The 25,979-nt window shown below is 34.7% G+C and carries 18 protein-coding genes; 7 read left to right on the forward strand and 11 right to left on the reverse strand.

The genetic code is table 11. From position 1 onward, the window contains the following. Positions 1 to 179 precede the first annotated feature (179 nt). Positions 180 to 1,733, forward strand: coding sequence for an L-piperidine-6-carboxylate dehydrogenase (amaB, locus tag DMB65_RS20780; RefSeq protein ID WP_110308548.1), 1,554 nt, complete (start codon positions 180 to 182; stop codon positions 1,731 to 1,733). A gap of 77 nt (positions 1,734 to 1,810) precedes the next feature. Here the strand turns inward: amaB and DMB65_RS20785 are convergent, their stop codons facing one another. From DMB65_RS20785 to DMB65_RS20805, 5 genes are all read right to left on the reverse strand, one after another. After that, positions 1,811 to 4,567 (reverse strand): pectate lyase family protein, encoded by a 2,757-nt coding sequence (locus DMB65_RS20785; protein WP_110308549.1) that lies wholly within the window; start codon positions 4,565 to 4,567, stop codon positions 1,811 to 1,813. Between the two features lie 460 nt (positions 4,568 to 5,027). Continuing rightward, on the reverse strand, positions 5,028 to 7,844 hold the full coding sequence (locus tag DMB65_RS20790) for a pectate lyase family protein (protein WP_110308550.1): 2,817 nt from the start codon (positions 7,842 to 7,844) through the stop codon (positions 5,028 to 5,030). A gap of 396 nt (positions 7,845 to 8,240) precedes the next feature. After that, positions 8,241 to 8,753, reverse strand: a complete 513-nt coding sequence (locus DMB65_RS20795) for a DUF6646 family protein (RefSeq protein ID WP_110308551.1) — start codon at positions 8,751 to 8,753, stop codon at positions 8,241 to 8,243. Positions 8,754 to 8,790: 37 nt separating this feature from the next. After that, the gene (locus tag DMB65_RS20800; RefSeq protein WP_110308552.1) at positions 8,791 to 9,516 is read right to left on the reverse strand and encodes a metallophosphoesterase family protein; all 726 of its coding nucleotides are present in this window, start codon (positions 9,514 to 9,516) and stop codon (positions 8,791 to 8,793) included. A gap of 162 nt (positions 9,517 to 9,678) precedes the next feature. Beyond that, positions 9,679 to 10,875 (reverse strand): C1 family peptidase, encoded by a 1,197-nt coding sequence (locus tag DMB65_RS20805; protein ID WP_110308553.1) that lies wholly within the window; start codon positions 10,873 to 10,875, stop codon positions 9,679 to 9,681. An 862-nt stretch (positions 10,876 to 11,737) separates the two neighbouring features. Between DMB65_RS20805 and DMB65_RS20810 the strand changes: the two genes are divergently transcribed. The 4 genes from DMB65_RS20810 to DMB65_RS20825 are packed head-to-tail and all read left to right on the forward strand — an operon-like array spanning position 11,738 to position 19,435. Then, on the forward strand, positions 11,738 to 14,971 hold the full coding sequence (locus DMB65_RS20810; RefSeq protein ID WP_110308554.1) for a SusC/RagA family TonB-linked outer membrane protein: 3,234 nt from the start codon (positions 11,738 to 11,740) through the stop codon (positions 14,969 to 14,971). Between the two features lie 12 nt (positions 14,972 to 14,983). Then, on the forward strand, positions 14,984 to 16,957 hold the full coding sequence (locus DMB65_RS20815) for a RagB/SusD family nutrient uptake outer membrane protein (RefSeq protein WP_110308555.1): 1,974 nt from the start codon (positions 14,984 to 14,986) through the stop codon (positions 16,955 to 16,957). A gap of 20 nt (positions 16,958 to 16,977) precedes the next feature. Next, a complete protein-coding gene (locus DMB65_RS20820) occupies positions 16,978 to 18,192 on the forward strand; it encodes a DUF4959 domain-containing protein (protein WP_110308576.1) in 1,215 nt (404 codons plus the stop codon). A 16-nt stretch (positions 18,193 to 18,208) separates the two neighbouring features. Next, positions 18,209 to 19,435 (forward strand): DUF4998 domain-containing protein, encoded by a 1,227-nt coding sequence (locus DMB65_RS20825; RefSeq protein WP_165835010.1) that lies wholly within the window; start codon positions 18,209 to 18,211, stop codon positions 19,433 to 19,435. Between the two features lie 268 nt (positions 19,436 to 19,703). Here the strand turns inward: DMB65_RS20825 and pyk are convergent, their stop codons facing one another. The 5 genes from pyk to DMB65_RS20850 all read right to left on the reverse strand — a co-directional run bounded on the left by pyk (position 19,704) and on the right by DMB65_RS20850 (position 24,173). Continuing rightward, positions 19,704 to 21,137 (reverse strand): pyruvate kinase, encoded by a 1,434-nt coding sequence (gene pyk, locus DMB65_RS20830; RefSeq protein ID WP_110308557.1) that lies wholly within the window; start codon positions 21,135 to 21,137, stop codon positions 19,704 to 19,706. 5 nt (positions 21,138 to 21,142) lie between these two features. Continuing rightward, positions 21,143 to 21,631 (reverse strand): IPExxxVDY family protein, encoded by a 489-nt coding sequence (locus DMB65_RS20835; protein WP_110308558.1) that lies wholly within the window; start codon positions 21,629 to 21,631, stop codon positions 21,143 to 21,145. A 125-nt stretch (positions 21,632 to 21,756) separates the two neighbouring features. Next, a complete protein-coding gene (gene rnc, locus DMB65_RS20840) occupies positions 21,757 to 22,497 on the reverse strand; it encodes a ribonuclease III (RefSeq protein WP_110308559.1) in 741 nt (246 codons plus the stop codon). Between the two features lie 8 nt (positions 22,498 to 22,505). Continuing rightward, entirely contained in the window at positions 22,506 to 23,759 is a 1,254-nt protein-coding gene (gene fabF / locus DMB65_RS20845; protein WP_110308560.1) for a beta-ketoacyl-ACP synthase II, read from the reverse strand. A gap of 177 nt (positions 23,760 to 23,936) precedes the next feature. Beyond that, a complete protein-coding gene (locus DMB65_RS20850; protein WP_007137004.1) occupies positions 23,937 to 24,173 on the reverse strand; it encodes an acyl carrier protein in 237 nt (78 codons plus the stop codon). Positions 24,174 to 24,348: 175 nt separating this feature from the next. On the opposite strand from DMB65_RS20850, the gene purN reads away from it, so the two are divergent. Together purN and rnhA are read left to right on the forward strand one after the other, a co-directional pair. After that, on the forward strand, positions 24,349 to 24,912 hold the full coding sequence (gene purN, locus DMB65_RS20855; protein ID WP_110308561.1) for a phosphoribosylglycinamide formyltransferase: 564 nt from the start codon (positions 24,349 to 24,351) through the stop codon (positions 24,910 to 24,912). A 79-nt stretch (positions 24,913 to 24,991) separates the two neighbouring features. Then, positions 24,992 to 25,465 (forward strand): ribonuclease HI, encoded by a 474-nt coding sequence (gene rnhA, locus DMB65_RS20860; RefSeq protein WP_110308562.1) that lies wholly within the window; start codon positions 24,992 to 24,994, stop codon positions 25,463 to 25,465. 54 nt (positions 25,466 to 25,519) lie between these two features. Here the strand turns inward: rnhA and DMB65_RS20865 are convergent, their stop codons facing one another. Then, complete coding sequence (locus DMB65_RS20865) at positions 25,520 to 25,870, reverse strand: DUF6249 domain-containing protein (RefSeq protein ID WP_031454026.1); 351 nt, start codon at positions 25,868 to 25,870, stop codon at positions 25,520 to 25,522. Between the last annotated feature and the right edge of the window lie 109 nt (positions 25,871 to 25,979).

Consider the following 25,979-nt stretch of genomic DNA (forward strand, 5'->3'; position numbering starts at 1 on the left):
TATTTTCCATTTATTGAATTCTAATGACAATACTAAAAAACAAGCTAAAGCAAGATAGAACCTCGTTAAGTATCTAAAAATATACAATATTTAACAAAACGAAATTATTTATCGGACAACAATGATTCGAAATAATATCTTTACATAAAAATATAACAATTTTAATTAAAAAAGTTAAAATGACAACAATAGCATCACAATTTGGAATAAATGAAGCCCTAGAAAAGTTGGACATCAAATTTATAAATGAAGGAACCTCAACGGGTTTAGAAAATTTTTCATCAGGAGAAATTTTAGATAGCTACTCGCCTGTTGACGGTAAATTAATAGCTTCTGTAAAAATGTCAACTGTTGAAGATTACGAAAAAGTAATGCAGTCTGCAAAGGAAGCTTTTAAAACATTTCGTTTAATTCCCGCACCACAACGTGGAGAAATTGTGCGGCAGTTTGGAGAAAAATTACGCCAAAACAAAGAAGCGCTGGGAAAATTAGTTTCTTATGAAATGGGGAAATCATTACAGGAAGGCTACGGAGAAGTACAGGAAATGATTGATATCTGTGATTTTGCAGTTGGTTTGTCACGTCAGCTACACGGTTTAACGATGCACTCTGAAAGACCCGGGCATCGTATGTACGAACAATATCATTCATTAGGAATTGTCGGAATCATTTCGGCTTTTAATTTCCCTGTAGCTGTTTGGGCCTGGAATACGGCTTTGGCCTGGATCTCTGGTGATGTTTGTGTTTGGAAACCTTCTGAAAAAACACCTCTTTGCGGAATTGCCTGTCAAAATATAATCGCCCAGGTTATTAAAGAAAATAATTTACCGGAGGGTATTTCATGTTTAATAAATGGTGATTTTAGCATTGGTGAATTAATGACTGCTGATACCAGAATTCCTTTGATTTCTGCAACCGGTTCAACCCGAATGGGGAAAATAGTGGCTCAGGCTGTTGCCGGACGTTTGGGAAAATCACTGTTAGAATTAGGAGGAAACAATGCCATTATTGTAACCCCGGATGCCGATATTAAAATGACTGTTATCGGAGCTGTCTTTGGAGCTGTTGGTACCGCTGGACAGCGCTGTACCTCAACCCGAAGATTGATTATTCACGAAAGTATTTATGATAGAGTAAAAGAAGCACTGGTTGTTGCTTATAAACAATTACGAATTGGTAATCCGCTTGACGAAAACAATCATGTGGGACCGCTGATTGATATTCATGCTGTCGAAATGTATGCGAAAGCTTTAAGCAGCGTAGTTGCTGAAGGCGGCACAATTATAGTAGAAGGAGGAATACTTTCTGGTGATGGTTATGAAAGCGGCTGTTACGTAAAACCTGCTATTGCCGAAGCTCAAAATTCATTTGAAATAGTACAACATGAAACTTTTGCACCTGTTTTGTATCTGATTAAATATTCGGGAGAAGTTGACAATGCAATAGCGCTTCAAAACGGAGTAGCACAGGGACTATCATCAGCAATTATGACCAATAATTTGCGTGAAGCAGAACGATTTTTGTCTGTTACAGGTTCTGATTGCGGAATTGCCAATGTGAATATTGGTACTTCGGGAGCTGAAATTGGCGGTGCTTTTGGAGGAGAAAAAGAAACCGGCGGCGGAAGGGAATCGGGTTCTGATGCCTGGAAAATCTATATGAGACGCCAGACCAATACCATTAATTATACTACGAATTTGCCTTTAGCACAGGGAATTAAATTTGATTTGTAACTATTGAATAAATCATAAAAGGCTTCCGAATTTTTGGAAGCCTTTTACTTTTAAAATAATATTTAGTTAATTGGGTATTATTTCTTAATGATAATTTTTGTTGTAACACTACTCGCTGTGTGTACTTTTACCAAATAGGTTCCATTAGCAAGATTACTCATGTCAATACTTGCATTGTTTCCCTGATATGCATTTAGTAATGATCCTGTTAAATTATAAACTTCGACTTTTTGAATCGCTTTATCTGAATCAATATTCAATTCACCAGAAACCGGATTTGGATATAAGGTCAGTTTTGTAGAAGCCACATCTTCTTCTAATGAAATATTTGTAGACACGCGCGCTGTAGTATTATAGGCTGTACTGATGTAATACAGATTTGCAACAGAACCTTTTGTTATCGTATTTGCTCCGGCTGGAAGGGATACCGTAACAATTCCAGAAACAGCAGTATAAGATACATTATTCACTTTTATTGTTCCTGCAAAATTAGAATCAAATACCAATGTTAGTGTTGAAGCAGCTGTCGTGGTGTATGTAATAGAGGTACTGGACTCTATTTTTAAACGAGCTGTCAATGTTAGTCCGGCATATGCTACAGAACCTGCAGTCGAATTCATATTTCCGGTAATGGTGTAAAATGTACTTGTTTTTCCGGATGTTGTAAAATTATGAATCTGGTTTCCTGCTACTGTACCCGTAACTGTAATGGTTCCTGATCCGGTTGCTGCTGTTCCGCTTCCGGTTGTAACGATAGAATAAGATACCGTTGCTGTTGGCGTTCCTGTAATCGTAATCGTTTTAGCTGTTGTATTTTTTACAAAAGTAATGCCTGATGCTGGTAATCCTGTTACCGTAGCATCTGTTGCACTGCCTCCCCAGGTAAAAACAATTGAACTAATTGCTGTTCCACTGGTAACAGTTTGATTATTATTCGTAGTTGAAGTAAGTGTTTGAGCGCTTGCCGTTGTTACTGTAATCGTTCCCGATCCAGTCGCAGCTGTACCGGTGCCGGTGGTAGCAATAGAATAAGAAACTGTTGCCGTTGGAGTTCCAGTAATAGTAATGGTTTTAGAAGTTGTATTTTTTACAAAAGTAATGCCTGATGCCGGTAATCCTGTTACCGTAGCATCTGTTGCACTGCCTCCCCAAGTGAAGACAATTGAATCAATCGCCGTTCCGCTTGTTACAGTTTGGTTGTTATTAGAAGTTGAAGAAAGAGTCTGATTACTTACCACACTAGTTTCACCCTGTACTGAAACTAATGTTCCGGTATAATTCGTAAGCGCCGATTTTAATGCCGTAATCACGTTTGAAGAGGTATCATCAACTGAATTATCAAAAGTCCATTTTAAGTCACCTCCCGAAACACGACCGGAATATTGCATTACTTTACTTTGTGCTGCTGCCGGCTGATCGATAACCAGATTTTTAACATATAACGCCGCATTGGTATCAAAGTTATTATAGCTATTACCTCCCAATTTTGATTTAATACTGCTGCTAATAATTTCTCCTCTGGTAGCCGCTTCAATAGCATCAAACTCAACAGGATTATTAGCTGTATGGTACGGAACATAACGTGTCTGACCTGTCATGGTATTATTAAATGCTTTGATACTTCCTCCTGCTTCACCAGAAAAAGTACCCGTAGAGTCATAAAAAATATCTGTTCCTTGTTTTGAAGTTAGCATTGGATATTTACAATTTCGGAAAACATTTCCTTCAATAAATAAAGATGAACCTAATGTAGATCCGGCTCCGTATTTTGAATTTCCATCATAATAGTTGTTATAAATATGTGCAGAATAATAACGAACACGAGGATGACGCGAATCAGAATGATCAAACCAGTTGTGATGATAGGTAATATACAAACCCGTTGTTGTTCCTTCACTCAAACCTAAAAGGCTGGCTTTTCCGTTGTCCCAAAAATGATTGTAGGACAATGTAATATAAGTAGATGATTTATTATCTAATGCACCATCTCCTTTGATCTGATCGGCATCACTACCTGCGTCACCATAAAAAAGATCACAGTTATGAACCCAAATATGATCGTTATCCTGCTGCATTCCTACATTATCTCCGGCAGTACTATTACAATTCATAAATCCGATATTGCTAACTTCAATATTTGATGCCGATTTAAGTCGCACTCCCCAACCATTAGCAACGGCATCATTACCAACACCTTCAAAAGTGACATAACTTGAAGCATTATTATTATTTTCAATTACGACATCACCGCCTTCCATAACAGACATATCTGTAATATTTCCTAACAGACGAATAATAAACGGACGGGTATCTTTACCTTTTTTAATAGCATATAAAATATTTTGAAGCCCTACACACGGATTGGCACTAGCTCCTGTAATGTCCATTGAAATTGTGTTTTTAGTATTCTGCGTAATGTAAAGTATTACTGCATTATCCTTTGGTGTCCCATCAGCCTTATAACCTCCCGGAATGCGACCGCCATCAAAGGCAAAACCATTACGATCATGAGCTAAAACGGTTAATGTACTTGTGGTAGAACCTGCTCCTTCAATACCTGAAATAACCGGTTTAACTTTTACTGTATAAGTTCCTGCCTTAAGACCTGGAATATCGGCACGATAATAAGAACCATAACTGCGGATTAACTGATTGTCAATTTTTTGGTTTGTAAAACCATTTCCGGTATAATAAACATTGTACGTTTGGGCATTACTGACGGGCTGCCATTTTACATAAGCCGATTCCAGCCATCCGGCTGCTTCATTAATTTGCTGTGACCATGTTTGCATTGAAACAAACAAAACGGTCAATAAAAATAGTTTTTTTCTCATTTTGTGGTTTTGGTTAATTGATAGTTCATTTAAAAGTGGTTTTTATTCTATCGACACATAAAAATGTAATCGATTACGCAAAAATATACAAAATTTAATTATTCATAATATTTTTACAATAAAAAAACACATTACTTAAAATAAACACAATTAAAATAATTAAAATGTAATTTGTTGCACTAAATGTAATAAATTACACATGTTTGAAATTCCCTTATTTTACGAAGCATCAGATCATATCTAACAATTGGATTTAACATAAATTAACCTAAACACATCGTTTATTGCTTTATGAAATTAACATATTAAATATTTAATTTTTTACAAGAAAAAGACTTCTTTTTTTTAATCAACAAGCTGAAAATCAAACCAAAACTACTTCTTACTAATCTAAAACACACCTAATAACAATAAAAAAAGCTCCCAAAAATGGAAGCCCTTTCTAAAATTTGATATTTCATTATTTTTTGATAATTTTCTTTGTTGCAGTACCCTGATCTGTAGTTACCCTCACTAAATAATTTCCTTTAGGAAGATTACTTACATCTACAGATTCCGTGCGATTTAAATCATTTTTCACTACTACGCCAGACATATTATAAATTAAAACATTTTCTACTTTTTGATCATCCGAAGAAATATACAATGTATCTGAAACCGGATTTGGATATATCGCTAATTTTGAAGCTTCAACATTACCTCCTAAGCCCAATGTTGCATAAGATGTTTTAATATAGAATAAATTTGCAACATTATATTTAGCAATCGTATGACTTCCTGCCGGAACAGTCAAAGTTATAATTCCTCCTGAGCCCGTGTAATTTACATTATCAAATTTAATTGTAGGAGCTGCTTCTACAAAAACTAAAGTCAATGTACTTACCTGAGTGGTTGTATAAACAACACTTGTACTAGATTCCATTTTTAAACACTGCGTCAATGTTAATCCATCATAACTAACAGTTCCCTTGGTGGTTGAAAGCGAACCTGTTATCGTATAGAAAGTACTGGATGTTCCAGATAAGGTAAAATTATGTATTTGACTTCCTGAAACAACAGCATTAACGGTAATGGTTCCCGATGCAGCAACCGGTGTTCCAGCATTACCCGAAGTAATCGCTGTAAAAGTAGCAGAACCAGTAGCTGTTGGTGTACCAGATATTGTAACAGTTTTTGCCAGAAGATCTTTTGTCGCAGTAAGACCAGCAGACAATCCACTAACATCAACATCCGTAGCATCCCCGCTCCAGGTCAATACTATAGGAACTATAGCTGAACCAACTATGATTGTTTGGTTGTTGTTGTTACTGACAGAAGTAAGTACCTGACTGCTTGGAGGCAATATTGTAATTGTTCCTGAATCTGAAGCCGAAGTTCCAGTGCTACCAGTAGTAGTTACAGTATACTCCATAGTCTCTGTTGGAGTTCCTGACAGGGTTAATGTCTTAGCAGCAGTGTTTTTAGTTGCTGTAATTCCATTTGGCAATCCGGCTACTGTCGCATCTGTAGCATCTCCCCCCCAGGTAAACACAATATTGGTTATTGCAGTACCACTGGATACTGTCTGATTATTATTGTTACTAGTAGCAACCAGGGTTTGATTACCTGGTGCGACAACCTCGCCCTGAACGGCAACCATCGATGAAATATAGTTGGTAAGAGCTGCTTTTAAAGCTGTAATTACAAGGGAAGACTTATCATCAACTGAATTATCAAAATTCCATTTTAAATCACCTCCAGAAACACGGCCAGCATATTGCATTACTTTTGTTTTTGCATCAGCAGGTGAATCAATTACTAAATTTTTTACATATAAAGCTGCGTTTGTATCGAAATTATTGTAGGTATTAGCGCCGGATTTTGAAACAACTGTATTAGGAACAACTTCTCCCCTTGTTGTAGCCAAATAAGCATCGAAATCAGTAGTAGAATTAATTTTTCCGGAAATGTTATAAGAAGGATTAGTATCTCCATAAGCCACAAAACGCATACTATTCGTTGCAATATCAACATCAAATGTATTGTTAAACGCTTTAATGCTGCCCCCGGCTTCACCTGAAAACGTCCCCATTGTACCTGCATTATTTACCTGATTTACTGAATCCCAGATATCAGTACCCTGTAATGAAATCATCATAGGATTTTTACTGTTGCGATAATAATTCCCTTCTATAAATAAAGAAGACCCCAGAGTTGAACCTGAACCATATTTAGCATTCCCGTCAAAATAATTATTATAAATATGAGCAGAGTAATAACGAACGCGTGGATGACGCGAGTCAGAGTGGTCAAACCAGTTGTGGTGATAAGTAATATAAAGTCCTGTTGTAGTACCCTCACTTAGCCCCAAAAGACTTGCTTTCCCACTATCCCAAAAGTGGTTGTAAGACAATGTGATATAAGTTGAGTTTTTATTATCCAACGCACCATCCCCTTTAATCTGATCAGCATCACTACCAGCGTTTCCATAAAACAAGTCATTATTGTGAATCCAAATATGGTCATTATCCTGCTGCATTCCAATGTTATCTCCTGCTATACTGTTACAGTTCATAAATCCGAGATTACGAACTTCAACATTAGAAGCTGATTTAAGACGAACTCCCATCCCGTTGACAACAGCATCATTCCCTACACCCTCCAAGGTAAGATAACTGCTGGCATTATTATTATTTTCAATTGTAATATCACCACCTTCCATCACTGTCATGTCTGTAATATTTCCGATTAATCGAATGATAAAAGGACGCGTATCTTTTCCTTTTTTAATACCGTACAAAATATTTTGCAGGCCAACGCAAGGATTTGCACTAGCTCCTGTAATATTTATCGAAATTGTATTCTTTGTATTCTGAGTAATATAAAGAATGACAGCACCGCTTTTAGGTGTTCCGTCAGCATTATAACCTCCCGGAATGCGCCCACCATCGAAGGCAAAACCATTACGATCGTGACTCAAAACAGTCAAAACAGCTGTTGTTGCGCCAGTCCCTTCAACACTTGCTGTTACAGGTTTTATTGTAAGCGTATAAGATCCTGCGGCCAGACCCGGAACATCAGCACGAAAGTAAGTTCCATAACTACGAATAAGCGGTTCGTCAATTTTCTTGTTCGTTTCACCACCTCCTGTATAATATACGTTGTAACTTTCTGCTCCTGCAACTGGAGACCATTCAACAAAAGCAGATTCCAGCCATCCGGCCGATTTTGTGATAGTTTGTGCTCCGGCCTGAACAAAAATGAAAAGCAAAGCCATAAAAAGTAAAAATTTCTTCATAGATGTGGTTTTAATAGATAGTTTAATAAAATTTCAGAAAGAACAAATGTAATCGATTACACAAATGTAATTAAATACTTGTAATGATAAAAATTTTAGAATAAAAAAACATATAATGAAAAAATAAACTTAAAAATAAAACATTATCACAACTATAACGATATAGTTACTTTAAATAAAAACCCCTGTAAATATTAGGAGGGCATTAAAAAAAAACCAACTTTTTGATTGAGGAAGCCAAATTTGAGAAAGATTATCTACATAAAGAATATTCTTATATATATTTATCTTTTACTCTCTTTCTGGCAATCCGGCAGGCTTTAGAATAAAAAAACGCTAATTCGAAAAATTCAAATTAGCGCTCATATTAAAAGATTTTTTTTGCTTATTACAAGCTTATAAATTAAAAGAAGCTCCCAGGCTAAACGTAAACTGATTATTCAGATGGTCAAACAAATCATTATCATCATTATATTTAGCAATTGGGAATCCAAGTTCCGTAAAAACACCAAATCCTTCAGTAAAAAGATATCGCCCTCCAACATGTCCTCCAAAATTTTTTAAACCTAAACTTAAACCCGGATATATATCTAATTTTTCATCAATATTAAAAACATTACCAATATTAGCATTTATTCTGAATTTGGCATCGAAACGATCTTTAAACTCGGGTTTTTTATTACTATATTGATTAGCTCCATAATCATTTACCCCCAATAAATAAGAAGCAACAAAACCGTACGAGAAATTTTCTGCCAAACCAAAATCAACTGACCCCTGAATACCTGATCCTCCATCCTGAATATTTGCACCTACATTTACTTTTATATCTCCTTTTCCTTTAAAAGCTTGTTGAGACTGGATAATTCCAAATGACAATAAAAACAATAGTACTATAACTTTTTTCATAAATTTCAATTTTTATACAAAAATAAGGTTTTACACTCTAATTTCTTCCTCTTTCATTAGAATACAATTCGTTTAAAGGATCACTTTGCCAAAATTCTTTTGTATCTACGTTCATTATTGTCAAAGGCCCTTTGAAAGCGGCTCCGGTATCAATATTCCAGACACATGCTTTATTTACAGGAACTGTTTCCCCGATACGACTAACTGGTGTATGACCAATAAAAATTTCTTTATACAAGGTAAATCTTTTCGGATAATACAAATCCTCTTTTTTTATTCCAGAATCTAACGAAAGTGCTGTTTCCCACAAGGTTCTGTCCCAGTAAAATAATTTTGGAAAGTATTCATAACCAACACCATTCAAATTTGTAAAACCTGCATGAACAAATAAACGATTTTGTTCATCAAGATGATAATCCTCAAGTGACTCCAAAAATTTTATATGTACCTGCTTTTCTCCCTTATTTAATTTTTCATACGCCAGAACGGTAGCCTCTCCTCCATGCTGATACCAAAGTTCATTATTTTTTGCATTTTTAAGCCATTCTAACAATAGCTCGTCATGATTTCCTCTGATACAAATACAATTCTGCTTACTTTGCAGATCAATCAAATAATCGATTACTTGCGGCGATTGACTCCAGCCATCAACATAATCCCCAAGAAATATCAGGGTGTCTTTTTCAGTAACTTCAGCTTTTTGCATCACTTGCTCAAGTGCGAGTAAGCCCCCGTGAATGTCACCTATAACAAATGTTCTCATTTTTTAAATTATTTAATCTTGTAATTACAAAAATATAGAAAATGATCTTCTATAAACAATTAACTTACTAATCTAATTTACATTGCTAAAATGAAAATCCCGACAATCTCAAAAACACATTTTTTGTAAGTATTGTCGGGATAATTAAATATTTCATAGAAATCAAACTCCAAGTTTTTTTGCAATCTCGGCTGGAATTCCTCCTTTATTAACCATTAAGGCGGTTGTTTTATATTTTACGAAATTTTTAGTAACAAACAAGAAACCCTTATAATCATTTGTTTCTCCCCATGAATTTTTCACAATATAGTATTCTTTTCCTGTCTGATCTTTTGCCAGACCAATAATGTGCATTCCGTGATCGTCTGTCGTTTGGTAATTATCAAAAGCTGCCTGACGCATTTCTGCAGTAATTTCAGGCTCTGTTTTTGGTCCATTAAACATATCAGCCTTTTCTTCGGCGGTCATGTCATCATATTTTTTAGTAGAAACATATGCAACACCATTTTTCCAGCTAAAACTTTTCTCACTCACATCAGTCGCCCATGCTACTGTATAGCCTCTCTTTAAAGCATTATCAATAACATCAGTCATATCATTTACTTTTACATTATAAACCTGATCAAATGACCAGTTATCCGGCACAGCCAAAAGTGTTTTTTGGTAATAAGGAGCACTGGTAAATGATGACATCTCTACATATTCATCAGGATTAATACCTACAACTTCTTTTGCAAAACTTTGAGGCGTATAATTTTTGCCTTTGTAAGCAAAATTATCCGGAACTTTTCCTAAATAAGAATCGATAACAGCAGCATAAGCTTTTTCCCAGCTTGGTGTCAATTCACCATTTGGATTTTTCACAACAGCGGTTAATACACCTTCAATAAGCGCAGCCATTTCAGCAAATTTGTTTTTATCTGTTCCATAATTTAGCCCTGTATAAACTTCCCTTGGAACCGTTCCGTATTTTTTATACATGTTTATTACATCATGCAAAGATCCTCCATCACCTAAAGTAACAGCACCGTGCATGCGTACATAATTCTTCCCTTTTTCAACATATACATTTCTTGCTGAAAAAATTTGAGACAATTCAACCGGCTGCTTTCCTAAACGTATCATCTCAGACTCTAAAAAAGAATTTGTAGAATAACTCCAGCAAGTGCCTGATGAGCCCTGCAGTTTTACTGAAGTAGTACCCAAATTAATTACCTCAGTGAATTTAAAATTTTCTTTGCTTTTATCACTTGCGTTCAGCTTTAGTGAATTAACTAAGATGTCTTGTGCAAAACAGCTGCTAACACCCAAAAAGAAAATGGATGCAGCCATAACTGATTTCATCATATTTTTATACATAATAAATGATTTAAAGAATTAGACTGTTAGTGGTCTGAATTTTATTTTTGTTACAAATCAATTAAATAATAAGCAAAAAAACCATTATTTTTTAGTTAATTTTTAAACAATATTTTTATTAAGCATTAAAAACTTACAAATACTGTAAAAGTAAACCATTTAATATAGTGTTTTTGCTCCATAATCACTATCCGTTTGTCTACGATTGAAAGAACAATAAGGTAACATTTAGGCAATACTAAAACCATTTTAAAACTACACAAGGTAGCGCAGTTGTTAAAATAAAACACAAAATCAGGTTTACTGTGACTGGTATTTAAATATAGTTATTCAAGTCTAATCACTATTGTATAAGTAATTTTCTAAACCATAATCAAAGATACCACTGTTTTGTTAAAATTTAACGATCACATTAATTAAAGCTGGTTAATTTTATTAATTAGATTGTTTTTTAACCAAAAAAGAATGTAATTTCAAATTTGACCATTATTTTTTACCAATTTACCCCCCCTTGAATCTTTCATTTTACATTTATTTTACAATAAACAAAAATACACAGTCAAAAAAACTATATAAGACATTTATATTTTATTAGCAAACCAAGCTGATAAAGAGAATGTTATAGAAATCCCAATACCATATCCAGTTTTTGGCGCATAGCTTTATTAAATTAAAAATCATTTTAGAAATATATCATTGCTTTAGTATTTCTTTTATTGATCTGTTTAAGCGGCTAAAAAAATTTATCCAATTTTAAAAATGTATAAAACACACTTATAATAATCCTAAAAAACAACTAATAATGAAAAAACTTGACAACTAAAAGTTGTCAGCAATTTTACTAACCTTTAACCAAACCAAAATGAAAAAAAACTATCTAATTCAGTCTCTTACGATCAGGATTGAATTTTTAATGGCTATAATGATAGTCTTTAGTACAAATGCAAGTTATGCGTGGAAAAATCCGGGTTTTCCATCTTCAGTTGAAAACATATTTCAACAAAAACGATTAATAACAGGAAGAGTCATTTCATCAGATGAAGGAATGGGAGTACCTGGCGCCAATGTAATAATAAAAGGAACCCGAAAATCTGTAGTTACAGATATGGACGGTAATTACTCCATTGAAATTGATTCGGATGAAAATATATTGGTGTTTTCATTTGTAGGTTACAATACTCAGGAAATAAAAGTGGGTAATGAAAGTGTTATAAATGTAAAATTAACTGCAACCGATAATAGTCTTAAAGAAGTTGTTATCGTTGGTTTTGGAACTCAGAAAAAAGCCAGTATGGTGAGTTCTATTACGACAATCAAACCAAAAGAGCTTAAAGGACCTACAAGTAACTTAACCACTATGTTGGCAGGAAGGGTTTCGGGTTTGATTGCTTATCAAAGAAGTGGTGAGCCAGGAAAAGATAATGCGAATTTCTTTATTCGGGGTTTAGGAACTTTTGGTTCAGGTGCCTCTAATCCCTTGATATTAGTTGACGGGATAGAATCTACCACAAATGATTTGGCACGTTTGCAACCGGATGACATAGACAGCTTTTCGGTATTGAAGGATGCTGCTGCTGCTGCTGTTTATGGAGCCCGAGGTGCTAATGGTGTTGTGCTGGTTACTACAAAGATGGGGAAAAATGGTGTTACGAAATTTAATTTTAGAGTCGAATCAAGAGTGTCCTCTAATACCAAAAATTTCGATTTTGCAGACAATATCACTTATATGAAATTAGCTAATGAAGCCGTTAGAACCCGAAATCCGGAACGAGGGGACATTTACAATCAAAATAAAATTGCAAGAACTGCCGCCGGAGACGACCCTTATTTGTACCCAAGTAACAACTGGATTGATGAATTAATCAAGCCATATACCATTAATCAGGGATATAATCTGAATGTTAGTGGAGGTGGAGAAAAAGCAAGATACTATGTTGCTGGTACCTATAATGTAGACAATGGGGTTTTGAAAGTTGACGGTATGAATGATTTTAATAGTAATATTAAATTAAGGAATTACTCCATGCGGTCAAATGTCGATATGTCATTAACGCCAACAACAAAAGCAATTATTCGTTTTTATGGTCAGTTTGATGATTATAATGGACCCATAGATGGCGGTGCAAATATTTTTAACCTTACCATGTGGTCTAATCCGGTTGCATTTGCTAAAGTATACCCTTCCAGTTATTTACCTTATGTTGAACATCCTTTATTTGGTGGAGCTTTGTCAGGAGGAACATCTGGTTATTTGTTGGTAAATCCTTATGCTCAAATGGTAAAAGGTTATCAGGTTTCTAAAGCTTCAACAATCCAGACTCAACTTGAATTGCAGCAGGATTTAAAAGCTCTGACACCCGGACTTAGTGCTAATGCAATGGCTTATATAAGAAGATATTCTTATTTTGACGTTGCCAGAAAATACAATCCTTTTTATTATAAATCTTACATAAGCCCGGAAACGGGAGAACTTGCGTTGGAAGCATTGAATGATGGAGACCAAGGGACCGCAAAACCTACAGGCACAGAATATTTAGATTATGCGCAGGGAACCAAACTATTGGATTCCCGCATCTATGTTCAGGCAACCATTAATTATAATAGAACTTTTAATGATAAACATGCCGTAACAGGTATGGTGACCAGTTTGATGTCTAGTTATGAGCAAGGAAATGCAGGCTCTCTGGAAAGTTCTTTGCCATCGAGAAATCTTGGAATTTCAGGAAGATTTACTTATGGATATGATAATAGATATCTTGCCGAATTTAATTTTGGATATAATGGTTCTGAACGATTTGCTGATGGACATCGTTATGGCTTTTTCCCTTCAGTTGGTTTAGCTTATAATATTTCTAATGAAAAGTTTTGGGAACCTATTAAAGATATCGTAACTAATTTTAAAATACGCTCCACTTATGGTTTAGTAGGTAATGATCAGATTGGAAATATTGATCAACGTTTCTTTTACTTATCCGATGTAAGGATTGGAGATAACAATTATGGGGCAGCTTTTGGAGAACAATACAGTTATTATCAGCCTGGAGTTTATATTGCCCGTTATGCTAATGAAAATATTGGATGGGAAGAATCTAGGCAAATCAATTTAGGATTAGACATGCAATTTTTTAACGCCTTAAATTTTGTTGTTGATATTTATAAACAACATCGCACCAATATTCTTCAGACAAGAAGCAATATAGGTGCGACAATGGGACTTACTTCACAGCCGTCAACTAATTTTGGAGAAATTGAAAGTAAAGGACTGGACTTAGCTGTTACTTTTAATAAACAATTGAATCAGGATTGGTATACCGAATTACGAGGAAATTTTACGTTTTCAACCAATAAGGTATTAGTATTCGATGAGATTAACTTTCCTGAAAATATGAAATATCGTTCAAGAGTGGGACAGAATTTTAATCAGGCATACGGTTATATAGCAGAACGGTTGTTTGTAGATCAAAATGAAGTTGATAATTCACCAACGCAATTTGGAGATTACACAGGAGGAGATATTAAATATCGCGATGTTAATGGAGATGGTGTTATTTCTCCGAGCGATATGGTTCCTTTAGGATACCCTACAACACCAGAAATTGTTTATGGTTTTGGAGGTACAATTGGTTATAAAAAATTTGATTTCAGTATATTTTTTCAAGGAGCAGCCAGAACTTCTTTTTTTATTAATCCCGAAAACATTGCCCCATTTGTCTTAAATGATGATAATAACAAACAGTTAACCTATCAGAATAATTTACTCAATGTTATTGCACAGGATCACTGGTCTGAGGACAATAGAGACTCCTATGCTTTCTGGCCAAGACTGAGCGATAAATTTGTTGAAAATAACAATCAGGTATCAACCTGGTGGATGAGGGATGGTTCTTTTTTAAGATTAAAATCTATCGAAATTGGGTACAATGCTCCTAAAGGTTTTAATACTAAAATTGGAGTACAAGACTTTAGGATTTATGTTAATGGAAGTAATCTTGCCGTTTGGAGCGCTTTCAAAATGTGGGATCCTGAAATGGGCGGAAGTGGTTTAGGATATCCAATTCAGTCGGTTTACAATGTAGGTCTTAAGGTTAATTTTTAAAAAGATAAAATCATGAAAATTAAAAATATAATTTCAGTAAAGATAAGCCTCCAAAAAGGAAGAAAGTTTTTCGGGATAGTAATGACGATACTTTGTCTGGTAGGTTTGCAATCATGTGAAAAAGATTTCCTGGATGTAGTTCCGGACAATGTCACTACATTAGAAAATGCTTTTAAATTGAGAAATGAAGCTCAAAAATATTTGTTCACCTGCTATTCTTATATTCCTAAAAATGGAGATGGAGTATATAATATAGGAATGTTGGCCGGAGATGAAACATGGGTAGCACCAAATCGTGCGGCGATAACAAGCTATGCTTTTAATATTGCTACCGGTACGCAAAGAAAAGCAAGTCCTTATATGAATGCCTGGGAAGGCAACTATCAGGCAGCAGGACCTGGAGATCTTTATCCACTTTTTGATGGAATCAGACATTGTAATGTTTTTCTTGAAAATGTAGAAGACAGGACTAAAGTAGCAGATTTATCAGAATCAGAGCGCTTGCGATGGATAGGAGAAGCCAAATTTTTAAAAGCATATTATCATTATTATTTAATGCGAATGTATGGACCAATTCCTGTGATTCGTGTTAATCTGCCTATTGATGCTTCTGTAGAACAAATTCAGGTAGCAAGAGAACCCATTGATGGAACAGTAGACTATTTGGTTACTTTATTAGACGAAGCAGCTGTCGTATTGCCTCCCCAAATTACAGATACTCAAAATGAGTTAGGAAGAATTACAAAGCCTGTAGCTTTAGGGATTAAAACCGAATTATTGCTTATGGCTGCAAGTCCGTTATTTAATGGAAATTCGGATATGGCAGGATTTAATACAAAAAACGGAACCCCATTGTTTAATACAACTTATGATGTAAACAAATGGAAAAAGGCGGCAAATGCAGCTAAAGAAGCTATAATAGCCGCTGAAAGTGGCGGGCATAAAATTTTCTATAAGAACGATGTTGCCTTTACTATTTCTCAGACTGCAAAAACTAAACTTAATATCACACAGGCAATAACTGAACCCTGGAACGATGAAGTTATCTGGGCAAATCCTAACAGTCGTACCTATCAATTACAGCGACTTTGTATGATGCCTCTTGACAATACTATTACACATACCCAGGCCAGAAAAGTACTTTCACCTACCATTGAGTCTGCATCTAATTTCTATACCAAAAATGGAGTACCTATAGAGGAAGATAAAACCTTGACATTTGGTGATATTACAACGATAAGAGAAGCAACTGCCGCAGATAAATTCGATATTAAAGAAGGCTATCGTACTTCCATTTTAAATTTTAACAGAGAACCTCGTTTTTATGCTGATTTAGGTTTTGACGGAGCTATTTTCTATAAATATGACAGCGGTTCTGATGAGACGAAATATTATATCAAAGCTAAATATCAGGACTATGCAGGAAGCGCAGATGCTTTTGATTTTAATATAACTGGTTACTACATAAAAAAACTGGTGAATTGGGAACAACATTTTGGAAACGGAAGTTTATACAAAGAATATGCCTGGCCAGAACTTCGTTTGGCTGATTTGTATTTAATGTATGCCGAAGCACTTAATGAAGCCGATGGAATTGCAGCTTCCGGTGAAGTATTGCAATATCTGGATATTATACGTCAGCGTGCAGGATTAAAAGGAGTTGTGGAATCCTGGACAAATTTTTCCAGAAATCCGGGCAAATATACTACTCAGGAAGGTTTGCGTGAAATTATTCACAGAGAACGCAGTATTGAAATGGCATATGAAGGCAAGAATTACTGGGATATCAGAAGATGGAAAAAAGCTAACCAGGAATTCAATGAACCCGTAAAAGGCTGGAATGTTTTTGGAGTTACCGAAGGAGCCTATTATCAGGTACGAACTCTAAATCAACAACGTTTTGTTGCACCAAGGGATTATTTTTGGCCACTTGACGAAACAACACTTATTCAAAATCCAAATCTGATTCAGAATCCAGGTTGGTAATAATCATAAAAAACAAAATTATGAAACAAATTATAAAATCATCCGCAAGGGTACTCATAATGTCTTTAATTCTGGCTTTTGTATCTTGTAATGAGAATCAGGAACCTGAACCTTTAGAAAATAACGGAACAGCTCCGGCTGAAGTCACAAATGTTATCGTCCAAAATTTGCAGGGAAAAGCAAAACTAACTTATACATTACCCTCAGATGAAGACCTTTTGTATGTTGTTGCCAGATATACGCTGGAAAATGGCAAACCTATGGAAGTCAAATCTTCCTACTATTCTAATTCCATGCTTTTAGAAGGTTTTGCAGGCCAATCGACAACAGAGGTTAAAATTTATGCAGTTAATAAAAGCGAAACAGAATCTAAACCTGTTACGGTTACAGTAGCACCTGGCAAGGCTCCAATTTATGATGTCTTTGATTCTTTAGAAGTTCAGCCCGATTTTGGAGGTATTCGCATTACTGCCGATAACATTACAAAAGAAGAAATAGGCATTTTAGTGATGCAAAAAGATGTCAAAGGAGACTGGGTACCATTACCTACAAGTATTTATACGTCTGTAGATCATATTGGACAAAGCTTGAGAGGAATGGAACCTGTAAAACAAGATTTTGCTGTAGTTGTGAGAGATCGCTGGCTCAACTATACAGATACTTTATTTACTAATATTGAACCGTTTTTTGAAGTTATGATGCCAAAATCTGCTTTTGTAACCGTGCATCTTAACAATGATACTAAAACAATTAATAATGCTTACCCGGTTACAAATTTGTGGGATGGTCAGTTTTTAGAATATTGGGGCTCTTATTTTACAGACAGAACTGTAGATGTAGGGAATCATCTGGTAACTTTTGATATAGGAAAGACCACTAAATTAAGCCGTATGAGAATGTGGAATTTTTCGGAACCTATCGGAGGCCAGAGAATGTATTACTATCTGGGAGCTGTAAAAAAGTTTAGAATCTGGGGCAGTAATACCCTGAATGATGGTACTCTGGATAGTAATTGGACTTTGATGGGAGAATATGAAATAAAAAAACCTTCAGGATTACCTTACGGACAGGAAAATAACGATGATCTTCTAGCAGCCAGAGATGGTGCAGATTATGAAATTGCATTAGAAAAACCTGCTGTTCGATACCTTAGAATCGAATGTTTAGAAAACTGGGTCGGAGGTAAGTTTATGGCCGTTTCTGAAGTGCAGGTATATGGTAATCCTAATTTTTAATATTAAAATGAAAACAATGAAAAATTTAAGGAATATTTTAGTCATAATTTTTGTGGTTTTGTCAGTTCTCATTATCAATTCCTGTACAAGCGGTGATGAGTATTTAAAATTTACCAAAGGTGGAGCAATCTCTTATACAGGAAAAATAGATTCATTAAAACTATTTCCTGGAAGAAATCGATTAGAAGTTCAAGGGCTTATAATATCAGATCCAAAGGTTACGGAACTTCGAATTTATTGGAATAATAAAAAAGATTCTGTTACTGTACCCATTACCAGAACTTCTGGAATCGATGCAGTTTCAAAAATTATAGATAATTTAGAAGAGAATATTTATAATTTCGAGTTTAGAACCTTTGATGCAAAAGGCAATTCGTCAATAGCAGTAACAGCTTCTGCGGAGGTTTATGGAGATCGATACATAAGCTCATTAATCAACAGACCTATTCTTAATAACGTACTTATTGGTAGTGAACTGACTGTCAATTTCATAAATTTAAATGCAGATTCCGGAGCTTTGGGCACAGAAATAGAATATACAAATTCTTCTGATCAGCTAAAAACAGTATTTACAGACATTAGCAAAGGGAGTGTTGTTATCAGTGATTTCAAGAGTGGTTCTACTTATAGATATACAACACTTTATAAACCTGTAACAAAATCAATTGATACTTTTTATGCGGCTTATAAAGATGTAAGACCTGTGCCAACCCCAGTTTTACTAAATGCAAAACAACCTTTCTCCTATGCATCTTACGATGGTGGCAGATGGGGAGTAATTGCAAATTGGACAACGAATGCTGCTGCCAAAAATCATAATGGCTATGGAGGATATGACGGAGGATGCTGTGGTAAAGCAAATAATGCAACTGTTAATTTTGAATCAGGCTGGGGAGCACCCGCTATCACTAATGGCAAACTTTATCAGAGCGTTACAGCTGAACCGGCAACCTATCAATTAAAGGTTGTTGTATTTGAATCAAATCATCTGGAAAGTGATCCGGGTGGATTTTATATTATCGTTGCTAAAGGTGATGTAGAATTACCTGATGTAGAATCTGTTAGTACTGCTACAGATGTCTTAAAGTATAAAAGAGTCCTTAGCAATGGAATAGGTAGAACTGAATATATTTTAGAATTTACTATTGACCAGACTACTCCAATTACTGTTGGAATATCAACCTCCCAGCCTGATTGGGGAAGATTTTGCACAATAAGTTCTTTTGAAATTGTAGTAAAATAAAACATTTTATTAAATACACTATGGAATAAAAAAATATTCCATAGTGTATTTATCATACACATTTTCTATCATACATTCAGATTTTGAACTTTACAACAAAATTTCGTGCCGTAGATAGTCTGAGTGATTTAGATTTTTTCATAAAATTAGAACTGTTTAGTACCTCCCAATCGTTAATCTTTACAACGATAAATCATATGAGAGTATTTTATACAGAAAAACCACCAAAAAATGGTGGTTTTAATTAAAATTTAATTTATTCTAAAAATTATTCTATTTCAGAAACTCTCATAGTATTTACCATTCCTTTATCTTTAATTGGCATTGCAGCAAGATTAATCAAATAATCTCCTTTTGCAGCATATCCTTCTTCAATTGCAATTTTATTTACGTCTGTAACAGTGTCATCTGTACTTTCATCTTTATCATAGAAGAATGATTTAACTCCCCATAACAAATTCAATTGTGTTAAGATTCTTCTGTTTGAAGTAAACACTAAAATATGTGCCGATGATGGTCTCCAAGCCGAAATTTGAAAAGCAGTATAACCACTATTTGTCAAGGTACAAATTGCTTTTGCCTGAATTGTATTAGCCATTAAAGCCGCTTGTTGACAAATTGTTTTAGTAATAAAACGTTTTGTTTTAATTTGTGGTGTATTTTGAGGCACCTGAATTAGTGGAGAATTTTCAACAGCCTCACAAATTTGAGTCATTTTTTGAATAACCTGTACCGGATAGTTTCCTGTAGCAGTTTCTCCGGATAACATTACCGCATCAGCTCCGTCCATAACGGAGTTTGCAACGTCATTTACTTCAGCTCTTGTTGGAGTTAAGCTTGTAATCATTGTTTCCATCATTTGTGTTGCCACAATTACGGGAATTCTTGCAGTTTTAGCTCTTCTAATTAAATCTTTTTGAACTAATGGTACTTCATGTGCAGGAAGTTCAACTCCTAAATCTCCGCGTGCTACCATCAGAGCGTCACAATATGCAACAATTCGATCCATGTTTTCAAGAGCTTCCGGCATTTCAATTTTAGCAACAATCGGAATTTTAACATCTGAATGTTTTGCAATCAATTCCTGCAAATCCTGTAAATCGCGGGGCGTTTTTACAAATGAAAGGGCAATCCAGTCTACTTTTTGCTCAATAGCGAAAATTGCATCTGCAATGTCTTTTTCAGTTAAGGCCGGTAATGAAATTTTAGTATTAGGAAGATTAACCCCTTTTTTAGATTTTAATTCCCCACCCTGAATTACCTTAGCAACAACTTCTGTTTTTTTGTCTGTAGAGATAATTTCAAAAATAAGTTTTCCATCATCAAGCAAAATACGCTCTCCAGGATTAACATCATTTGGGAAATTTTGATATTTCATAAAAACTTTTTGGGCAGTTCCTATAATATCTTCGGCTGTTGTAAAGGTTATAATATCACCATCATTAACAGTTGTGCCTTCTTCCATTACACCAACCCTAAGTTTTGGCCCTTGTAAATCGCCAAGGATTGCTGTAGTATAACCAAATTCTTCGTTTAGTTCTCTAATAATATTTATTTTCTCTTTTACACCTTCATAATCAGCATGCGAAAAATTAATTCTAAATACATTTACACCTGCGTCGATCATATCTTTGATGATCTCTTTCGTTCCACATGCAGGTCCAAGTGTGGCTACAATTTTGGTTTTTTTGTTTGTAAGCATTTTTTTTAAAAAATTAAATTGTTTTTTGATTTTATTTTATTGATATCCACAGCATAAATAGCTGCGATACTCTCAATTGTATTTAGCCTTTGCTGTATTTCTGAAAAGTTTATAGCCTCACCACTATTATCTATTTTCAGGAAAAAATCTACTTTTTTGAATTCAGGAAGTAAATGAATTGTTGTTGAAATCTCACTATTTTCATTGGAAAACAAATTCTGAAAATCATTTGCTCTCACTGAAATGATTTCATTTTTATTCTGAATCAAGTTCCATGAAAGGGCTTTGTCGGTGTCATAATAATAGAATCTGGAAAAATTTGTCTCGCCTTCCTTAGTCTGAGCATGAATCTCGTTTTTGCTCTTACTTAAGTTTATCGGAAGCTTTTTATTGATAAAATAGGCCAATCTATAATCTTCTAAAGAAGTGTGGATTGCCATCAAATAATAATCAATTTCGTCAAATTCGTCCAAATCCAATCTATGAATAGCCATGTCATGAAATATCAAGCTGTAAATATACTATTTCTATCGTAGCTTAGATAGTTAAGAACAGCATGTTTTTGTTAATTTATAAACGAAAACGTTATAGCATTAAGAATATTACGCTACTTTTTGTGTTATTTCTTATCCATTTTTTCCTGGAATGCGAAATAAGCCCGCTGTGACGCTTTCTCTTCTGCCTTCTTTTTTGAAGTTGCCCTTGCTCTTGCGATTATTCTGTTGTCTATGCTCAATTTGACACCAAACAAACGTTGTCCATCAATTCCGTTATCCTCAAAAATATCATAATGAAAGATTTTCTTTTCTTTCTGACACCATTCAATCACCAAACTTTTATAACTAATCACTTTTCCTTCAAGACGGGCAATGTCAACATAAGGTATAATGACCCTTTTTTGAATAAATTTTTCGCAAAAAGAATATCCCCGATCTAAATAAATTGCTCCAATGAGTGCTTCAAAAATATTTCCATGAATATTTTCACCAAAGTGCTGAATAGGCACTTTACTTTCAACAAACCGTACTAAATTTAAATCTTTGCCTAATTCGTTCAGGTGTTCCCTACTTACAATTTTTGAACGCATCTTAGTTAAATAACCTTCATCTCCGTTGGGTGCCTTATTGAACAAATGCGCTGCGATTACGGAGCTTAACATAGCATCTCCTAAAAATTCAAGTCGCTCGTAATTAATTGGATTTCCTGATTCATCCAATTTATTAGAGGAGCGATGGGTAAATGCTTTCTTGTAAAACCCTATGGTAACTGGCTGAAAACCAAGAATTTTCTGAATAGTGTCAAAAAAAATCCCGTCTTCTTGAGAACGGGATTTTGAAAATATTTTTTTGATAATATTCATAGACAAAATTAGTCAGCTAATTTTTTAAACAATACACAAGCATTGTGACCACCAAAACCAAAAGTGTTACTCATAGCAACATTTACTTCTCTTTTTTGAGGTTTGTTCAATGTTAGGTTTAATGAGGGATCAATGTTCTCATCTACAACGGTATGATTAATCGTTGGAGGAACAATACTGTACTTCATCGCTAAAATAGAAGCAATTGCCTCAATAGCCCCGGCTGCACCAAGTAAGTGTCCTGTCATTGATTTTGTGGAGTTGATGTTGATTTTTTTTGCATGATCACCAAAAACAGCACTAATCGCTTTTAATTCAGCTACATCTCCCAAAGGAGTAGAAGTTCCGTGTGTATTGATATGATCAACATCTTCGGGATTCATTCCGGCATCTCGTAGTGTGTTTTTCATTACTGCAATTACACCAATTCCTTCCGGATGTGGTGCTGTCAAATGGTAGGCATCAGATGACATTCCGCCTCCGCCAACTTCACAGTAAATTTTTGCCCCTCTTGCTTTTGCATGTTCATATTCTTCAAGAACCAATGCTCCTGCTCCCTCTCCTAATACAAAACCATCTCTGGTAGCATCAAAAGGTCTTGAAGCTGTTTCCGGGCTTTCGTTTCTTGTAGATAAAGCGTGCATTGAGCTGAACCCCCCCATACCTGCAATAGTAACAGCTGCTTCTGAACCTCCAGACACAATCACATCACACATTCCTAAACGAATATAGTTGAAAGCATCAATTAAGGCATTTGCAGAAGAAGCACAAGCTGAAACAGTTGTATAATTAGGTCCCATATAGCCATTACGCATAGAAATATGTGCCGGTGCAATATCAGCAATCATTTTAGGAATAAAAAACGGATTGAACTTTGGCGTTCCATCCCCTTTTGCGTAGTACATTACTTCATCCTGAAAAGTTTCCAAACCTCCAATTCCTGCTCCCCAAATAACCCCAACTCTTTGTTTGTCGATATTTTCGTCTGTTAATCCCGCATCTTTAATTGCTTCGTCGCTTGCCGCAACTGCATATTGAGCAAATTTATCTAATCTGCGCGATTCCTTGCGGTCCATGTAATCTTCAATATTGAAGTTTTTTACTTCGCAGGCAAATTTAGTCTTATGCTTCTCCGTATCATAATACGTGATAGGGGCAGCACCGCTAACTCCATTAATAAGCGCATCCCAATATTCCTGGATATTATTTCCAATAGGAGTAAGAGCGCCTAATCCTGTTACAACAACTCGCTTTAATGCCATAAAAATGTATTTTGTGTCTTTAACAAATAAAACCCATGCTTTCTTAACTATAGTATTTACTTAAGAGCCATGGGCATTACAATATAAATATATCTTTGATTGTGTACCAATCTAAATTTAAATTTTAAAAAAAATAATAACACCCGATTTATACATTATAAACCGGGTGTATATTTATTATTTTTTAGCTTCCTCGATATAAGAAATAGCTTGACCAACAGTAGCAATGTTTTCTGCTTGATCGTCCGGAATTTGAATATCAAATTCTTTTTCGAATTCCATAATAAGCTCAACAGTGTCTAATGAGTCAGCTCCTAAATCATTAGTGAAGCTTGCTTCTGTTACAACTTCGTTTTCGTCAACACCTAATTTGTCTACGATAATCGCTTTTACTCTTGATGCAATGTCTGACATAATCTTTAATTTTAGAATTTAATTTGTTGGCAAAAATAAAAAACTTTATTTTAAAACAACTATTTAGTTAATAAATGTGTTACTAATTTATAAAATTAATTTCAAGAAAGCTCTTTTAATACTATTTATTTTGATTTTTTATTCCGTTTTTTGCAGTCTCAAAATATATTTGATTATGAAAAAAATTGTTATTTTTGCCTCAGGTTCAGGAAGTAACGCAGAAAATATTATTAAATACTTTAAAGAAACCAAAGTTGCTCAGGTTGTTTCAGTATTTACAAATAATCCAAATGCAAAAGTTATTGAAAGAGCAAAAAATCATCAAATTCCTGTTGAAATCTTCTCAAAAAACGAACTTTTAGAACGAAACATACTACAAAAAATACAGGAAATCGCCCCGGATCTAATCGTTTTAGCTGGTTTTTTGCTGAAATTTCCGCAAAATATAATTGAACTTTATCCAAATAAAATCATTAATATCCACCCTGCCCTTTTACCTAATTACGGAGGAAAAGGTATGTACGGAATGCACATACACAGAGCCATAGTGAATAATAAAGAAAAGGAAACCGGAATTTCTATACATTATGTAAACGAGCATTATGATGAAGGCGGAATCATTTTTCAGATGAATGTTGCTGTAACTGAGAAAGACACTCCGGAAACAGTTGCTGAAAAGATTCACGAATTAGAGCAAAAATTCTTCCCGGAGGTAATCGAAAAATTATTGAACGAATAAATTTCAGCTTCAAAAACAAAATTCAAAATCAATTTTCAGATAAGTTTTGTGATCTAAAACTTAAAACTCTAGAATTTAAATGCACGAAGTACATATATATACAGATGGTGCCGCAAAAGGTAATCCCGGAAATGGTGGTTATGGTGTAGTAATGGAATTGGTTGGAACTCCGCATAAAAAAGAATTCTACGAAGGATTTCGCCTGACAACCAATAACAGAATGGAACTTCTTGCTGTAATTGTTGGTCTCGAGAAACTAAAAAATCCTAATATGAAAGTCCTTGTGATTTCAGACTCAAAATATGTTGTCGATTCCGTTGAGAAGAAATGGATTTTAGGCTGGGAAAAAAAGAAATTTGCAGGCAGAAAGAATCCAGATTTATGGAAACGGTTTTTAGTTGTTTATCGTAAACACCAGGTTGATTTTAAATGGATTAAAGGACATAATAATCATCCTCAAAATGAACGCTGTGATCAACTGGCCGTTATGGCATCGATGCAGCCTAAACTTTCTGCAGACACATATTACGAAACCATTGGATCTAAAGAATAAAAAAACGCATCAAAAATTATTTTGACGCGTTTTTTCGTTACTTACTTAATTTTTTTATCCTTCTTTATCAATATCTTTTGCTGTTTTAAAGCCAACCAAAAGTCCAATACCGGCCATTACAAAAATAATTGAAGGGTAAACTGCTCCATCATTTAATGAAGTGTAGGTTGTAATTAATAAAGCAATAAAAATTCCAACACCACTGCCTATTAACAAGAAAGCAAGATTTACAACAAAAATTTTCCAGGCAGAACCGCCTTTCCCTCTTCCTTTTAAAAATATACTGGCATCAACACCTTTTTCGATAAGAGCCAGACGTTCTCTGTTTCTTGTTGAGTAAATAAGATAGACAATCCCAAAGATTGTTGCACAAAAACTAAATGGTACTAATATTTCCGGTCCCATAATTTATATTGTTTTAATTGATTGATACTTCATATGACGATATCTCTTAAATTGAGGTTACATGTTTCGGTGAAAAATTTGAATTTTTAAATTAAAAAACCAAAAACCT

It is taken from the genome of Flavobacterium cheongpyeongense, assembly GCF_003202435.1.
Classification (GTDB): domain Bacteria; phylum Bacteroidota; class Bacteroidia; order Flavobacteriales; family Flavobacteriaceae; genus Flavobacterium; species Flavobacterium cheongpyeongense.

Coding starts and splice junctions, on each gene's coding strand:
- amaB (WP_110308548.1), top strand. CDS start 180: ATGACAACAATAGCATCACAATTTGGAATAAATGAAGCCCTAGAAAAG.
- DMB65_RS20785 (WP_110308549.1), bottom strand. CDS start 4,567: ATGAGAAAAAAACTATTTTTATTGACCGTTTTGTTTGTTTCAATGCAA.
- DMB65_RS20790 (WP_110308550.1), bottom strand. CDS start 7,844: ATGAAGAAATTTTTACTTTTTATGGCTTTGCTTTTCATTTTTGTTCAG.
- DMB65_RS20795 (WP_110308551.1), bottom strand. CDS start 8,753: ATGAAAAAAGTTATAGTACTATTGTTTTTATTGTCATTTGGAATTATC.
- DMB65_RS20800 (WP_110308552.1), bottom strand. CDS start 9,516: ATGAGAACATTTGTTATAGGTGACATTCACGGGGGCTTACTCGCACTT.
- DMB65_RS20805 (WP_110308553.1), bottom strand. CDS start 10,875: ATGTATAAAAATATGATGAAATCAGTTATGGCTGCATCCATTTTCTTT.
- DMB65_RS20810 (WP_110308554.1), top strand. CDS start 11,738: ATGAAAAAAAACTATCTAATTCAGTCTCTTACGATCAGGATTGAATTT.
- DMB65_RS20815 (WP_110308555.1), top strand. CDS start 14,984: ATGAAAATTAAAAATATAATTTCAGTAAAGATAAGCCTCCAAAAAGGA.
- DMB65_RS20820 (WP_110308576.1), top strand. CDS start 16,978: ATGAAACAAATTATAAAATCATCCGCAAGGGTACTCATAATGTCTTTA.
- DMB65_RS20825 (WP_165835010.1), top strand. CDS start 18,209: ATGAAAAATTTAAGGAATATTTTAGTCATAATTTTTGTGGTTTTGTCA.
- pyk (WP_110308557.1), bottom strand. CDS start 21,137: ATGCTTACAAACAAAAAAACCAAAATTGTAGCCACACTTGGACCTGCA.
- DMB65_RS20835 (WP_110308558.1), bottom strand. CDS start 21,631: ATGGCTATTCATAGATTGGATTTGGACGAATTTGACGAAATTGATTAT.
- rnc (WP_110308559.1), bottom strand. CDS start 22,497: ATGAATATTATCAAAAAAATATTTTCAAAATCCCGTTCTCAAGAAGAC.
- fabF (WP_110308560.1), bottom strand. CDS start 23,759: ATGGCATTAAAGCGAGTTGTTGTAACAGGATTAGGCGCTCTTACTCCT.
- DMB65_RS20850 (WP_007137004.1), bottom strand. CDS start 24,173: ATGTCAGACATTGCATCAAGAGTAAAAGCGATTATCGTAGACAAATTA.
- purN (WP_110308561.1), top strand. CDS start 24,349: ATGAAAAAAATTGTTATTTTTGCCTCAGGTTCAGGAAGTAACGCAGAA.
- rnhA (WP_110308562.1), top strand. CDS start 24,992: ATGCACGAAGTACATATATATACAGATGGTGCCGCAAAAGGTAATCCC.
- DMB65_RS20865 (WP_031454026.1), bottom strand. CDS start 25,870: ATGGGACCGGAAATATTAGTACCATTTAGTTTTTGTGCAACAATCTTT.